The following is a 15,183-nucleotide window of genomic DNA, read 5'->3' as shown; positions in this document are numbered from 1 at the left end:
CATTATACCAGAACATTCATTTGTTCTGGTTTTTTTTGTGAATAAAGTAAGATGTGACACTATCCTAAAAACTGTGTAAGTTAAAAATAACTTGGGTTAGATTTTATTATTTAAAGTCTGACCCTTTTTTCATAGATTGTTAAGAACTGGTTGAGGACAATGCCCCAATTCCGTATTGGCATAGACCATTTTTTTGTTGCTTCTCTTACAGCCAAATATACAGATTTCATCACAGCCTCGTCGGTTGGGAATGATAATTTGTTTTTGGTATATTTTCTTATTTTACCATTTAAGTTTTCAATTAAGTTAGTGGTATATATGATTTTCCTTATTTCTAAAGGGAATTCAAAGAATACGGTAAGTTCTTCCCAATTGTCCCTCCAGCTTTTAATAGCGTAAGAATACTTGCTTTCCCAGGTTTTTGCAAAGTCGTTCAGGGCAGCTTCTGCGGCTTGTTTAGTGGGTGCATTGTAAATGCTTTTCATATCCCTTGTAAATGCCTTTTTATCTTTCCAGACCACGTATCTGCAAGCATTTCTGATTTGATGAACCACGCAGATTTGTGTTTTAGATTCAGGGTATATGGTTCTGATGGTGTCTGTAAAGCCGTTAAGGTTGTCGGTTGCCGTAATGAGCAGATCTTCCACGCCACGAGCTTTCATGTCGGTAAGTACGCTCATCCAAAAGGCTGCCGACTCGTTCTTGCCCAACCAAAGACCAAGAACTTCTTTTTTACCATCCCTACGCAAACCTACTGCAATGTAAATGGTTTTGTTGATGACCTTAGAATTTTCTCGGACTTTAAACACAATACCATCCATCCAAACAATAAGGTAAACAGGCTCTAAGGGTCTGTTTTGCCATGCTACAATATCATTGGTAATGGCATCGGTTATTCTGGATATGGTGCTTGTGGAAACATCAAAATTATAGACCTCTCGTATTTGCTCTTCAATGTCGCTATTGCTCATGCCTTTGGCGTAGAGCGATACGATAACATGTTCAATGCCATCAACAATACTTTTGCGCTTGGGTATGAGCATAGGGTTAAAAGTGGCTTCTCGATCTCTTGGAACCTGAATCTCGGATTCGCCATAACTTGTCTTTACTTTCTTTTTGGCAAAACCATTTCGAGCATTACTGTTATAGGATTTTTCGTGTTTAGAATAGCCTAAATGGCCATCTAGCTCGCCTTCTAACATCTTCTCGATGCCTCGCTTTTGAAGTTGCTTTAAAAAACCACTTAGTTCCTCTCCAGTTTTAAACTGTTTTAGGAAATCATCGGTAAATAAATCGTCTTTGTTCATAATGTGTAAATATTTAAAATTAAAAAAAAATAGCTTGGGTCATGGACCCAAGCTATTTTTTTAACTTACACACTTTATGAGATAGTGCTATTTTATTTTAAACGCTTTAAAATAAAACTCAAATTTGGACTCTTAATTCTTTAATAATTTTTCTAAAAATCGAAGCATGTTTCGTTCTGTAATATCAAAATCACCATCAGAAAAGAACAACGCTTTAATATCTGAAAATAAGATATCTATATCATCTTTATCATAATTATGTTGCGCTAAACTTGTCATGATTTTTTGAATGCCTTGATAGTCGTTATCATTATCAAACTCATCGTGTATCTCTTGAAACGTATTCATATCTACTTTTGAGATAATTACATTTCTCTCATGATTATCTTCTTTATAATCTGAATGTGCAGCAAACAATAAGATGTATGCTACGAGCTCGTCTCTTGTCCAGTCGATTGTTTTCATATTAATTATCCGTTAAACTTCCATATTCAGTCCATGAGCCATCATAGACTATAAGATTGTTAAAATTACAAAGTGTTGCTGCTAGCGCTAAAACACAGGCTGTAATGCCTGAGCCGCAACTAAAAACAACATTGGGTTTATCTTTTACTAAGTTATTAAAGAGTATTGAAAGTTCTACTTTTGTCTTCAATTTACAGCCATTTAATAGCGATGTGTATGGCAAATTTATTGAATTTGGAATGGTACCACGTCTTAATCCAGCTCTTGGTTCATCAACTAAACATTTAAAACGATTTTCGGATCGTGCATCAATTATTAAAGCTTCAGAATTATTACTAAACGCTTTAATACCTTCAAAATCTGTCATTAACCTTGGGTGGTAATCAGCTTCAAAATTACCTTGAGTATAGGTTTCATTTTTATAGATTTCTACTTCGAAATTTTGATTTTGCCATTCAGGTAAGCCACCATCTAAAACGGCAACATTCTTAAAACCAAAGGTTTTGAATAACCACCAAACTCTGGCACTAGAGTAAATGCCTTTATCATCGTAAACTACAATTATAGAATCTGCATTAATTTCTATCGCTTTGGCTTCTTTTTGAAATTGTTCTTTGGTAGGCAATGTGCTTGGGAAGGGAGCGGATACATCACTAAATTTTTGTTTTATATCAAAGAATCTAGCCTTAGGTATTCTAATTGAAGAATCATTAATAACCTTATTAATCGTTGCGTCTAAGACAATTAAGTTAGAAGCATCAGCATTATTATTTAGCCATTCTACTGATACTAAAGGTGATTCAATATTTTTAATGGGTATCATTATATTATTTTACGGCCTCATAATTATCATCCCAATTCTTCACTTTTGGTTCGCCAAGTTTACCAACGGATTTCGCAACTATCATTGATACGGTTGCATCTCCTGTAACATTAACTACAGTTCTACACATATCTAATGGTCTATCTACTGCGAAAATTAAAGCCAATCCTATAGGTAATAGTTCAGGTGGAAGTCCAACAGATTCTAAAACAATAACGAGCATAACCATACCTGCTCCTGGAACAGCGGCACTACCAATAGACGCTAATAATGCCGTAAGAACAATGGTGATTTGATCTGCAAAAGTTAAATCTAAACCTAAAGCTTGAAATATAAAAACAGCAGCAACAGCTTGATATAGGCTGGTACCATCCATATTTATTGTAGCTCCAACAGGCAAAACAAAACTCGATACTTCTTTATCTACTCCGATATGCTCTTCTACACGTTCCATGGTTACAGGAAGTGTTGCGGCACTACTACTAGTTGAGAATGCTAATAATTGTGCTGGACTAATTTCTTTTAAAAACCAAAACGGATTCTTCTTTGTAATTGTAGCTACAAGAATAGTGTAAAAGACAATCATTAAAACCAATCCTAATACAACAACTCCTGCATATTTTAATAAAGCATATAGAATATCTGGATCATCTGAAGACACGACAACATTAGCCAATAATGCAAAAACGGCATAAGGAGCTGATAACATTATGAGGTCTACCATTTTTAAAACCACATCGTTTAGAGAATCGAAAACGTCTTTTAATGGAGCTGCTCTTTTTTCACCAATAAGTAGTAGTGAAATACCTAAAAATATAGCAAAGAAAATAACCTGAAGCATTAATTTATTGTTACTTAAAGCAGAAAACGCATTATCAGGAACCATATCTTCTAAGAACTGTAATGGACCAGAACCCATTTGCTTAGAGGCTTCAGCAATTTTAGCTTTTACACTACTATTTTCTGAATAGGTTTCTGTTAGTTTAGCAATAGTTTCTTCTGAGACGCCATTACCTGGCTCAAAAACATTAACCAATGCCAAACCAATAGAAATGGCAATTACTGTTGTAATAATGTAAATACCTATGGTTTTTAATCCAATATTTTTAAACTTAGAAATATCTTTAAGATCTGATATTCCTTTAATTAAAGACGCTAATATTAAAGGGATTGCAATTAACTTTAAAAGTTTTACAAAGATGGCACCTAATGGTTTTATCCAGTCAGAAACAAATCCCTTTCCTCCATCGATTTGTAACATCACAAACCCGAATACCAAACCAAGTACCATACCAATTAAAATCTTCCAATGCAGTTCTAATTTTTTCATAAGCTTTATTCCTGCGAAAGCAGGAATCTAATTATTAGTTATTAGTGTTTTCTATCAAGTCAATGACTCATCAGATATGTTTTATAGTTTATCTATAAAAAGATTCCTGCTTTCACAGGAATTTTGTTACCATTCTCGAGACTCTTGTCGTCGTAAAAGTATATTGTCTGCAATAACCAATGCAGCCATTGCCTCAACAATTGGTACTGCTCTTGGAACCACACAAGGATCATGTCTTCCTTTTCCATGCATTTTAACAATGTTACCAGAGCTATCTAAAGCATCTTGTTTTTGTATCACTGTAGCAACGGGTTTAAAAGCGACTCTAAAGTAAATATCCATTCCGTTAGAGATCCCACCTTGTACTCCACCAGATAAATTGGTTTTTGTACTCCCATCTTCATTAAACAAATCGTTATGCTCACTACCTTTCATTTTTGCACCGCAAAAACCACTTCCATATTCAAAACCTTTTACGGCATTAATGGATAACATGGCTTTTCCGAGTTCCGCATGTAGTTTATCAAAAACAGGCTCACCCAATCCAACAGGTACATTCTCTATTACACATGTAATGGTACCACCAATTGTATCTCCTTGTTTTTTAATTTCCTGTACTTTAGTAATCATTTTTTTAGCTGTAGCTTTGTCAGGACAACGAATAGCATTAGATTCAATTTTGCTAAAATCCAAGTTTTGGTAGGGTTTATCAATAAAAATATCACCTACTGAAGAAGTAAATGCATTAATCTTAATAGATGCTAATAACTGTTTTGCAATAGCACCTGCAACCACACGAGATGCTGTTTCACGTGCAGAACTGCGTCCTCCACCTCTATAGTCTCTTACTCCATACTTCTTATCGTAAGTGTAATCGGCATGACTAGGACGATAGACATCTTTTATATGAGAATAATCATTAGATTTTTGATTGATGTTATAAATAGCAAACCCTATTGGTGTTCCAGTTGTAACACCTTCAAAAATACCCGAATAAAATTCTACAGTATCTGGTTCTTTACGTTGGGTTACAATTTTAGATTGTCCTGGTTTACGACGTTCCATTTCGTGCTGTATAGCTTCAAAATCGAGTTGTAGTCCTGATGGACAACCATCTATAATTCCACCAATGGCAACACCATGAGATTCACCAAAAGTGGTGAGTTTAAATAATTTTCCGAAGGTATTTCCTGCCATTCTGCTAATGTAATCGTATTAAAAATAATTTACAACAAAGATTCCTTTAAAATAGTTATTGGGTGCATAGCTACTCTTCCTGTACCATCTTTTATTTGATGTCTGCAACTTGTCCCATTTGCTGCTATAATAGTATCTTCCGAGGCTTTTCTAACAGCTGAAAAAAGGGTCTGTTCTCCAATTTGCATACTCACTTCATAATGTTCTTTTTCATAGCCAAAACTTCCTGCCATGCCACAACAACCACTTGGAATAATAGTGACTTTATAATTTTCTGGAAGATTTAATATATCAAAACTCGACTTTTGATTTGCTAATGCCTTTTGATGACAATGTCCATGGAACTTTATAGATTTAGGCTCTTTTGTAAATTGATCTGAAGTAATATTGCCCAATTCAATTTCTTGTTGAATGAATTCTTCAACTAAAAAGGTATGCTTAGCAATAGATTTCGCAGACTCGATATCATCAGCCAATTTTATGTATTCATCTTTAAAGGTTAGAATAGCTGAAGGTTCAATACCAATTAAGGGTGTTTCCTCTGAAATTAAATCTTTAAAAATTGAAATATTCTTATTTGCTAAATCTTTTGCTTCTTCTAAAAAGCCTTTAGATATAAAACTTCTTCCACTCTCTAAGTGGTTGATATAGACAACTTTATAGTTTAATGATTCAAGTAAAATTTCAAGGTCTGTAGCGATGTTAGATTCTAGATAATTTGTAAATTCATCAATAAATAAGTATACTTTTTTTACAGGAGTTGGTGTGTAATCATTTTCATCTAACCTATCGGAAAAGTTAGCATAACTTGTATATGATTTAGTAATATTTGGAAAGCTTCTATTAGGATGAATTCCAAGAAATAATCTAATTAATCGAGATGTAAACTTTCCTTTGAACAAACTATTATAAAAAGCTGGTGATCTCGATGCTATCTTATTATACTTAGTTGAATTCGCAAAAAACTTATTCTTAAACTTAAGTCCATTAGCTTTTTGATATTGGTATTGAAATTCAGCCTTTAAACTAGCAACATCAACACTACTTGGACATTCACTAGCACAAGCCTTACAGCTTAAACATAAATCAAATACATCTTTGAGCTCTTCGTGATTAAACTTATTAGCTTTGTCTGAATTGGTTAAATAATCGCGTAAAGCATTTGCTCTTGCACGTGTTGTATCTTTTTCGTTACGAGTAGCTCTATAACTCGGACACATTGTACCACCAAATTCTGGTAATTTTCTACAATCACCAGATCCATTACATTTCTCAGCTTCGCGCAGAATGCCTTCAGATGCAGAGAAATCAAACAATGTCTCAATCTGTGGTTCTTGCCTATCTGTTTCGTATCGGAAATTTTTATCCATAGGAAAAGCGTCAACAATCTTTCCTGGATTAAAAATATTCGCAGGATCGAAAGCAGACTTAATCCGTTTTAAAATTTGATAATTAGCATCACCAATCATCATCGGAATAAACTCTGCTCTAACAATACCGTCACCATGTTCTCCAGACATTGATCCTCTATATTTTTTAACCAATTTAGCAACATCTGTTGTTATTTTTCTGAATAAAACAACATCTTCAGATTGCTTTAAATCTAGTAATGGTCTAAGATGCAACTCTCCTGCGCCTGCATGTGCATAATACACAGCGTTCTGTTTGTAAGAGGTCATCAAAGTAGTAAATTCAGAAATATATGCGTCTAAATCTTCTAAGGCTACTGCAGTATCTTCAATACAAGCCACTGCTTTTTTATCGCCAATAATATTTCCTAGTAAGCCTAGTCCTGCTTTACGTAATTCTAGTGTTTTATTAATATCACCTCCTTTTAAAACTGGTGCAGCATAACTAAGATCTAAGTTATTGACACTTATTAAAAATGTCTCAATTTTATTTTTTAGTTCTTCAATAGTTTCAGCTTTTAATTCGCACATTAAAATGGCAGCAGGATTACCTTCTATAAATTGTCTATTCTCTTGTTGGGTTTTGTTATGCTTCGTGAGGTTTAAAATAGTATCATCCATCATTTCGCAGGTATGCAAATTGTGTTGCATTAATGGATTAACTGCTTTCATACATTTTGCAATACTTTTAAAATGCAATGCAATCATGGCACTTTCTATTGGTGGCAATTTATCTAATTGCAATATTATTTCTGTTGTAAATGCTAATGTCCCTTCGCTACCTGCTAAAAGCTGACACATATTAAACTCTGAAGTTGAACTTGAAAAAACTTTAGATTTAATCAATTCATCGATGGCATAGCCTGTATTTCTTCGATGTATTTCTGGTTTTGGAAAGTTATTGTGTATTTGTTTTTGAATACTTTCAGGTTTCAATTCATTATAAATCATATTATAGATTTGACCTTCAAGATTTTCTAATCTTAACTTTTGCTGAAATTCCTCATTTGATATATTAGAAAATTCAGCCTCGCTTCCATCACTCAACAAAGTTTTCAAACTTAAAATTTTATCTCTTGTCACTCCATATTTAATTGATGTTGTCCCAGAAGAATTATTACCAACCATTCCTCCAATCATACAACGATTAGAAGTGGATGTGTTTGGCCCAAAAAACAACCCAAATGGTTTTAGATAATTATTTAGCTCATCTCTTACTACACCAGGTTGAACAGTAACCGTTCTATTGGTTTCATTAACATCTAAAATCCTTGTAAAGTATTTAGAAACATCGACCACAATGCCATCTCCTACACACTGACCTGCCAAGGATGTACCAGCAGTTCTTGGTATTAAAGACGTCTTATTAACTTTTGCAAACTCAATTAAACGTTTTAAATCTAAAACATCTTTTGGCAAAGCAACAGCAAGCGGTAATTTTCTATAAACCGAAGCGTCTGTTGCATAAATCTTTCGCATTAAATCATCGAAGTAAAGCTCTCCTTTTAATTTGGCTTTTAAATTTGCTAATGCTTTTTGATGACTCATTAAATTGTAAAAATATGTTTATAAAACTATAAAGAAATCTAATATAAAACTGCTTTTGGCGTTATTTTTGTAAAGTTTATTGAAATCAATAAAAAAACGTAATACAATGAAGAAATTAATTTTAACAACAATCGCGATTTTTACAGGGTTAGTATTTTTAAACGCGCAAGAAATAGCAGATAACGCTATTGGTCTTAGACTAGGTGACAGTGATGGTTTTGGCACAGAAGTATCTTACCAACGTGCCTTGGGAGACAATAATAGATTAGAAGTAGATTTGGGCTGGAGAAGCGGAAAAAGTTATGATGGTTTTAAATTAACAGGGCTATACCAATGGGTTTGGGAGTTAGACGGAAGTTTTAACTGGTATGCTGGTGCAGGTGGAGGAATTGGCTCTTATAGCTTTGATAATGTTCCTAATGGTTTTGACGACAGTGAGACTTTCGTGTTTGTAGCTGGTGATGTTGGTATTGAGTATGGTTTTGATATCCCATTGTTATTATCCTTAGACTTTAGACCAGAAATTGGCTTTGGGGATTTTAACGACGATTTAGATTTTGACATTGCTTTAAGTATTAGATATCAGTTCTAATCTTAATAATAATTTTACCCGTTGTGCATCAAAAACTCACAACGGGTAAAATCACACAAAACACCACCTTAGACATGGTGTTTTTTTATGCTTTTATCCTAAAGTGTAAGCCATAAAATTTACGTAATTTTACAGCATCTTAAAATTGTTTAATTAATTAATCACCTGCTTTGGCAGGCAAAAACTTATGAAAGACACTGCATTATCCTCTACTCACACAGCGCTAGGTGCTAAAATGGTTCCATTTGCTGGTTATAATATGCCTGTACAATACGAGGGTATTAATATAGAACACGAAACTGTGAGAAACGCTATTGGTGTTTTTGATGTCTCTCACATGGGTGAATTTTTAATTGAAGGCCCGAAAGCTTTAGAGTTAATACAAAAAGTATCGAGTAACGATGCCTCTAAATTAGAGATAGGGAAAGCACAATACAGTTGTTTGCCTAATGATGATGGTGGTGTTGTAGATGATTTAATTATCTACCAAGTAGAAGAAGAGACTTATTTATTAGTTGTTAACGCAAGTAATATTGAAAAAGACTGGAACTGGATTTCGTCTAAAAATGATGTTGGTGCTAATATGCGAGATTTAAGCGAAAACTATTCTTTGCTAGCAATTCAAGGTCCAAAAGCGGTTGAAGCGATGCAATCGTTATCTAGTTATGATTTATCTGAAATTAAATTCTACAATTTTGTTGTTGGTGATTTTGCTGGCATTGAACATGTTATTATTTCGGCAACTGGTTATACTGGTAGTGGTGGATTTGAAATCTACTGTAAAAACACTGAAGTTAAACAGGTTTGGGATAAAGTACTAGAAGCTGGTGCTGATTATGGCATTAGACCTATTGGTTTAGCAGCAAGAGATACATTGCGCTTAGAAATGGGTTATTGTTTATACGGAAATGATATTGATGACACTACCTCTCCTATTGAAGCTGGTTTAGGTTGGGTTTGTAAATTTAACAAGAATTTTACCAATAGTGAGGCACTTAAAGCCGAGAAAGAGCGTACACCAGAACGCAAATTAGTAGCGTTTAAATTAGATGAACGCGGCATTCCTCGTCAAGGTTATGATATTGTAGATAATAGCGGAAAAGCAATTGGCATTGTTACCTCAGGTACTATGAGTCCTAGTTTAGGTATTGGTATTGGTTTAGGCTACGTACCAAAAGTGTTTTCTAAAGTAGATAGTAAAATACACATACAAGTACGTAAAAAAGCGATTCCTGCAACGGTTATAAAATTACCTTTCTACAAATAAAATATTGAATTGGTGACGGATTGATTAATGAAGAAGGATTTAAACAAACATCGCATACTTATACTTGGAGCAAGTGGTTACATAGGTAATGCCATCTATAAAGAATTAGGGCCTTATTTTAAAACATACGGAACCTATCGTTCTCTACAACCAGAATTTGAAAGCAATAAACAATTCTTTCAATATAGTGTAGAAAAAGATGATGTTTACGAAATTCTTGAAGTTTTCAAACCTTCAATTATTATCTCTGCATTACGTGGCGATTTTAATGCACAAACTATAGCACATCAACACATCTCAGAATATGCCTTAGAATATGGCTCTAAAATTATATTTCTATCTTCTGCCAACGCATTTGATGCCTACAGTAAATACCCAAGTTATGAACTCGATAAAACATTAAGTCAGAGTATTTACGGGCACTTTAAAATAAAAATAGAGAACATGCTTTTGCGACTACCAAAAAAGCAAGTTGCTGTTTTAAGATTACCTATGGTTTTTGGTGCTAATTGCCCAAGAATTCAAGAAATTAAGCAACACATTACAGATAAAAAAGCTGTAGAAGTATTTCCTAATTTAATAATGAATATAACATTAGATAAGAAAGTAACACAGCAAATTCATTACATCATTAATAGAAATAAGCATGGCATATTTCATTTAGGCAGTACGGATTTGGTGCATCACGATGAGTTTATTAAAGATATTATAGCGTACTTAACAGAAGGCAAAGTGCTTTTAAAACACGTATTTACTACTAACGAAGATCGTTATTTAGCCGTTTTACCTAAGTTTAATAAGCTACCCAAGCACCTTCAAATTACGAGTACAAAAGTTTTAGAAGAACTTCAAAAATAAGCTTGGCACACAGTCTATAATTTCTTAAATTTCCGCTAAACAATATTTATGTTTATGAAATTAGATGAATCTACAATAGAAAAAAAATTACTTCACTTCCCAGATTGGGATTATTACGAGAATGCGATCCATGCCGAATTTGAATTCGATAATTTTAAGGATTGTTTTAGTGCCATGAGTAGAATTGCTTTTGAATGCGAAGCACAAAACCATCATCCTAATTGGAGCAATGTTTATAACATTCTTAAAATATCTCTTTCTACACATGATGCAGAGGGTGTTACCAACAAAGATTTTAATTTAGCAGAAGCCATCGAAGCTATTGTAGAAGTTGAAGACTAATGAAGATCAAAACCATCTGAATGATTATACGCATTACCTCAATTATATTTTTCTGCTTATGTTGGGTCTGTACATCTCAAAATTCATCTTTTTGTACAGAGCTTGGTGCCATAAATAAAATGGTTAAAGAATCGCATTATCAGCCTAAATCTTTAAATGATAGTTTGTCTAAAAGTGTTTTTAGTTTATTTCTTAATGAGATTGATGACAACAAACGTTTTTTTACACAAGAAGATGTAAACGCATTTAAAAAAGATAAATACCAACTAGATGATTATATTATAAATAAAAATTGTGCTTTTATTACTAAATATTCAAAAATTTTAGAGAAACGCATTTCAAATTCTAAACTTATTTTAGAAACATTACGAGACCAATTATTAGACTATTCTGGCAAAGACAGTATTTATTATAAAGCGGATAAGGATTTTTCCTATTTTAAGAATGAAGAAAAAATAAGGAGCTACTGGAACAAAAAGATAAGGTATAAAATACTGCGTAAGCTTGTTGAAAATGACACTATACTTCAAAATATTAAATTAAATTTTAAGGTCTTAGAAAAAGAGCTTAAGAACAAAATTATAGATAATGAAATCTGTTTATTAAATGAATTAGAGCAAAGCGAAGGCTCTATAACACAACTTATAGAAGTAGCTTTTTTAGATGCTTTTCTAAAATATCAAGATCCTAATTCGGCATATTTTAGTGCTTCGGATAAGAATTTGTTTGAACAATCGGTTACTAATTCGCAATTATCGTTTGGTATAAGCACAGAAAAGAAAAAGAATGGTGATATAATTATAGCAAATATAGCACCAGGTAGTTCTGCCTTTAGGCAGGGAGATTTTGAAGTTAATGATGTGATTCTGTCTTTAGAAAGCATAATGGAAACAATAGAAACCTATTGTACATCTAATGAAACGATTTTAAGTTTTATTAATAATTCTAGTACTAATGTAATAACATTTAAAATTAAAAAGAAAAACGGCGAGATAAAGTCTATTAAGCTTAATAAAACAACTATAGACATAGAAAATAATTCGATCATAGGCTATCTTTTTGAAGGTAAAATGAAAGTAGGATATATTAATATTCCAAGTTTTTACACCGATTTAGAGTCTATAAATGGTCTAGGTGTTGCAAATGATGTTGCCAAACAAATTTATAAGCTACAACGCGAAAACATACAAGGTCTAATTTTAGATCTTAGATTTAATGGTGGTGGATCCATGAAAGAAGCTACAGATTTATCTGGCATGTTTATAGATCGTGGTCCTGTAGCTATTTCTAAAAATAAAAACAAGGAAAACTATACCATAAGAGACCCAAATAGAGGTACTATTTTTACAAAACCAATTGTAGTTTTGGTTAATCAATTTAGCGCATCAGCTTCAGAATTTTTTGCAGGAGCCATCCAAGACTATAATAGAGCCATAGTCGTTGGGTCTACAACTCATGGTAAAGCGACTTCTCAAATAATTATGCCAATACAAGCTACAAAAACTTCAAATTTCATAAAGTTAACTGTTGGTCAGTTTTTTAGAGTTACAGGGCAAAGTCATCAACAAAATGGCATTGAGCCAGATATTAGTTTGCCAAATATTTATGATGGTTATAAAACGCAAGAATCTTTTAAACCTTTTGCACTTTCAAATAGCATTACAGAAGTCACATTAAAGCATAACGCAAAACAAAAAAAAGATATAAATGCTATAAAAATGGATAGTAAAAAACGTGTAGAAACTAGTTCTACCTTTGAAGGTATTAAGGTATTTAATCGTATTTTCGTAAAGGATTATATTAATCGTATAGGAAGCTATCCACTAACACTAGATTATATCTATAGTTACACTAACGCTTACAATTTTGCTTGGAAAAATTATTTACACAATTTAGAACAAAATTCTAATCAATTTATTGTGAATAATACAGCATCTACAAACACTATTTTAGAATATAATGAAGATGATAAATTCATGAATTCTCAACACAGAAAAAAATTAACTAAAGATCCTTATATACAAGAAGCCTATTTTATTATCAATGATATCATTAAACTATAACACTACACCACTTATGAAACAGTTTATTACTATTGTTCTTTTTTTATTTACTATTTCTTTATCTGCACAAAACTTTGAGAAAGCTTTAGACTATTTAGAATTTGTTAGTGAGCAGCAAGAAGATATCACCAAAAAAATGTGGAGATACACCAAGGCAATAGCACATAGTAAGAGTGATAGAAATGTTCAGAATAAAAGAAAAAGCCTTCTAAAAACACTCGATAAAGCCATAAGTAAAATTAGAAATGCACCAGGCTATGATGGTAATGAGTTTAAAAACCAGCTATTAAAGCGTTTACACTTTAATAAAAATTTACTAAATGATGAGTACGCAAAAATTATTGATATGAAAGCTGTTGCAGAACAATCCTACGATGCAATGGAGGCTTATATGTTGGCGCAAGAATTAGCAGATAAGAAGATGGAAGAAATCCAAGAAGAGTACGAAGTTAATTATTATGCATTTGCTAATAAGCACAATATTAATATCATAGAAAGTGAAACTGATTTAAGTAAAAAAATGACTATTTCTAATGAAGTATTCACTTATTATAAAAAAATGTATCTTATTTACTTTAAAGTTTTCATCAATGAAATTTATCTTATGGATGCTTTAAACAGTAACGATGTAAATGCGATACAACAAAATGCAAATGCGCTGAGCGAAAGTGCCAAAGAAGGTCTTAATATACTTAAGGCTGAAGCGCATTACAAAAATGATAAATCTATAGCAAATGCAACAAAAAAGGCTTTTGATTTTTTTATTGATGAGGCAGAAAATAAAATACCAGTACTAATAGATTTTCTGGTATCTAAAACCGATTTAGAACAAACGCAACTTACATTAGAAAAAACACCCGAACGTAAACGAACTAAAACCCAAATTGATGGTTATAATACGTTAGTAAACAATTTTAATAAAGGAGTTAAGCAATACAATAAAACTAACACAGATCTTAATAAAAGACGTGAGTTTGTTATTAATACGCTAAATAATAGTAATCAAAAATTTTTAGGAAAACACATTCCAAACGATAAATAGATTTTTTAAATTTGCTGAGTGTTAATAAATTAGACTTTAGACGCATTAAATACATTTGTAACAATAATATATATAAATTAAACCGTTTCTCATTTGTATGAGAACTAAAAATAAATTTTAGATGGGAAGAGCTTTCGAATTTAGAAAAGCAAGGAAAATGAAACGATGGTCTGCTATGAGTAAAGCCTTTACACGTATAGGTAAAGACATAGTAATGGCAGTTAAAGAAGGTGGTCCAGATCCCGATAGTAACTCACGCTTACGTGCTGTGATACAAAATGCAAAGGCTGTAAATATGCCAAAGGCTAATGTAGAGCGTGCTATTAAAAAAGCAAGTGAAAAAGGTCAAGGTGATTATAAAGAAGTCATCTTTGAAGGTTATGCGCAACATGGTATTGCTGTACTTGTAGAAACAGCAACAGATAATAACACACGTACTGTGGCTAACGTTCGCTCTTACTTTAATAAAACAGATGGTAGTTTAGGCACATCTGGCTCAGTAGTTTTTATGTTCGATCATACTTGTAATTTTAAAATTAAAGGTGATGACATGGATTTAGAAGAATTAGAATTAGAACTTATTGATTTTGGTGTCGAAGAAATTTTTGAAGATACAGATGAAGATGAAAACGGAAATGAGGAAACTAGCGTAATGATTTATGCTCCATTTGAAAGTTTTGGTAATATACAATCCTATTTAGAAGTGCATAAAATTGAAATTATTTCTTCTGGTTTTGAGCGTATTCCACAAGTAACTAAAGCTGTAACGGTAGAGCAAGCAGAAGATGTTGAAAAACTACTAGAAAAGCTTGAAGAAGATGATGATGTGCAGAATGTTTACCATACAATGGAAGAAAGTACAGAATAACTTAATTTAAATTTTATCATAAAATGACCATAACACTTCAACCTTTAGAGCACAACAATATGCCAAATATTG

At 32.6% G+C, this 15,183-nt stretch carries 13 protein-coding genes; 7 read left to right on the top strand and 6 right to left on the bottom strand.

Annotation, left to right across the window (positions count from 1 at the left end; all coding sequences use genetic code 11):
- Positions 1-110: 110 nt before the first annotated feature.
- The 6 genes from AAC053_RS11365 to AAC053_RS11340 all read right to left on the bottom strand — a co-directional run bounded on the left by AAC053_RS11365 (position 111) and on the right by AAC053_RS11340 (position 8,079).
- On the bottom strand, positions 111-1,307 hold the full coding sequence (locus AAC053_RS11365; RefSeq protein ID WP_339756550.1) for an IS256 family transposase: 1,197 nt from the start codon (positions 1,305-1,307) through the stop codon (positions 111-113).
- 132 nt (positions 1,308-1,439) lie between these two features.
- Entirely contained in the window at positions 1,440-1,772 is a 333-nt protein-coding gene (locus AAC053_RS11360) for a hypothetical protein (protein ID WP_339756547.1), read from the bottom strand.
- Between the two features lies 1 nt (position 1,773).
- Positions 1,774-2,595, bottom strand: a complete 822-nt coding sequence (locus AAC053_RS11355; RefSeq protein ID WP_339756545.1) for a sulfurtransferase — start codon at positions 2,593-2,595, stop codon at positions 1,774-1,776.
- 4 nt (positions 2,596-2,599) lie between these two features.
- A complete protein-coding gene (locus AAC053_RS11350; RefSeq protein WP_339756542.1) occupies positions 2,600-3,925 on the bottom strand; it encodes a dicarboxylate/amino acid:cation symporter in 1,326 nt (441 codons plus the stop codon).
- Positions 3,926-4,051: 126 nt separating this feature from the next.
- Positions 4,052-5,122 carry a chorismate synthase gene (gene aroC / locus AAC053_RS11345; protein WP_339756540.1) on the bottom strand — a complete coding sequence of 357 codons (1,071 nt, stop codon included), beginning with the start codon at positions 5,120-5,122 and terminating at the stop codon, positions 4,052-4,054.
- Between the two features lie 29 nt (positions 5,123-5,151).
- Positions 5,152-8,079 carry an FAD-linked oxidase C-terminal domain-containing protein gene (locus AAC053_RS11340; RefSeq protein WP_339756538.1) on the bottom strand — a complete coding sequence of 976 codons (2,928 nt, stop codon included), beginning with the start codon at positions 8,077-8,079 and terminating at the stop codon, positions 5,152-5,154.
- Between the two features lie 106 nt (positions 8,080-8,185).
- Here AAC053_RS11340 and AAC053_RS11335 point away from each other — a divergent pair, with 106 nt between their 5' ends.
- The 7 genes from AAC053_RS11335 to AAC053_RS11305 all read left to right on the top strand — a co-directional run bounded on the left by AAC053_RS11335 (position 8,186) and on the right by AAC053_RS11305 (position 15,111).
- Positions 8,186-8,671, top strand: a complete 486-nt coding sequence (locus AAC053_RS11335; RefSeq protein ID WP_339756535.1) for a hypothetical protein — start codon at positions 8,186-8,188, stop codon at positions 8,669-8,671.
- A gap of 187 nt (positions 8,672-8,858) precedes the next feature.
- Positions 8,859-9,938, top strand: a complete 1,080-nt coding sequence (gcvT, locus tag AAC053_RS11330) for a glycine cleavage system aminomethyltransferase GcvT (RefSeq protein ID WP_339756533.1) — start codon at positions 8,859-8,861, stop codon at positions 9,936-9,938.
- A 27-nt stretch (positions 9,939-9,965) separates the two neighbouring features.
- Entirely contained in the window at positions 9,966-10,796 is an 831-nt protein-coding gene (locus tag AAC053_RS11325; protein WP_339756531.1) for a sugar nucleotide-binding protein, read from the top strand.
- Positions 10,797-10,850: 54 nt separating this feature from the next.
- Complete coding sequence (locus AAC053_RS11320; RefSeq protein WP_339756529.1) at positions 10,851-11,138, top strand: 4a-hydroxytetrahydrobiopterin dehydratase; 288 nt, start codon at positions 10,851-10,853, stop codon at positions 11,136-11,138.
- Between the two features lie 20 nt (positions 11,139-11,158).
- Positions 11,159-13,201 (top strand): S41 family peptidase, encoded by a 2,043-nt coding sequence (locus tag AAC053_RS11315; protein WP_339756527.1) that lies wholly within the window; start codon positions 11,159-11,161, stop codon positions 13,199-13,201.
- Positions 13,202-13,214: 13 nt separating this feature from the next.
- On the top strand, positions 13,215-14,243 hold the full coding sequence (locus AAC053_RS11310; RefSeq protein WP_339756524.1) for a hypothetical protein: 1,029 nt from the start codon (positions 13,215-13,217) through the stop codon (positions 14,241-14,243).
- Between the two features lie 121 nt (positions 14,244-14,364).
- Positions 14,365-15,111 (top strand): YebC/PmpR family DNA-binding transcriptional regulator, encoded by a 747-nt coding sequence (locus AAC053_RS11305; protein WP_339756520.1) that lies wholly within the window; start codon positions 14,365-14,367, stop codon positions 15,109-15,111.
- Positions 15,112-15,183 lie beyond the last annotated feature (72 nt).

The sequence above is a fragment of the uncultured Winogradskyella sp. genome (genome assembly GCF_963975125.1).
In the GTDB taxonomy this organism is placed as follows: Bacteria; Bacteroidota; Bacteroidia; order Flavobacteriales; family Flavobacteriaceae; genus Winogradskyella.
This window is presented reverse-complemented; position numbering and strand designations above follow the sequence as displayed.

Excerpts from the sequence above, each read along its gene's own strand:
- AAC053_RS11365 (WP_339756550.1), bottom strand. The coding sequence starts at position 1,307 with ATGAACAAAGACGATTTATTTACCGATGATTTCCTAAAACAGTTTAAA.
- AAC053_RS11360 (WP_339756547.1), bottom strand. The coding sequence starts at position 1,772 with ATGAAAACAATCGACTGGACAAGAGACGAGCTCGTAGCATACATCTTA.
- AAC053_RS11355 (WP_339756545.1), bottom strand. The coding sequence starts at position 2,595 with ATGATACCCATTAAAAATATTGAATCACCTTTAGTATCAGTAGAATGG.
- AAC053_RS11350 (WP_339756542.1), bottom strand. The coding sequence starts at position 3,925 with ATGAAAAAATTAGAACTGCATTGGAAGATTTTAATTGGTATGGTACTT.
- aroC (WP_339756540.1), bottom strand. The coding sequence starts at position 5,122 with ATGGCAGGAAATACCTTCGGAAAATTATTTAAACTCACCACTTTTGGT.
- AAC053_RS11340 (WP_339756538.1), bottom strand. The coding sequence starts at position 8,079 with ATGAGTCATCAAAAAGCATTAGCAAATTTAAAAGCCAAATTAAAAGGA.
- AAC053_RS11335 (WP_339756535.1), top strand. The coding sequence starts at position 8,186 with ATGAAGAAATTAATTTTAACAACAATCGCGATTTTTACAGGGTTAGTA.
- gcvT (WP_339756533.1), top strand. The coding sequence starts at position 8,859 with ATGAAAGACACTGCATTATCCTCTACTCACACAGCGCTAGGTGCTAAA.
- AAC053_RS11325 (WP_339756531.1), top strand. The coding sequence starts at position 9,966 with ATGAAGAAGGATTTAAACAAACATCGCATACTTATACTTGGAGCAAGT.
- AAC053_RS11320 (WP_339756529.1), top strand. The coding sequence starts at position 10,851 with ATGAAATTAGATGAATCTACAATAGAAAAAAAATTACTTCACTTCCCA.
- AAC053_RS11315 (WP_339756527.1), top strand. The coding sequence starts at position 11,159 with ATGATTATACGCATTACCTCAATTATATTTTTCTGCTTATGTTGGGTC.
- AAC053_RS11310 (WP_339756524.1), top strand. The coding sequence starts at position 13,215 with ATGAAACAGTTTATTACTATTGTTCTTTTTTTATTTACTATTTCTTTA.
- AAC053_RS11305 (WP_339756520.1), top strand. The coding sequence starts at position 14,365 with ATGGGAAGAGCTTTCGAATTTAGAAAAGCAAGGAAAATGAAACGATGG.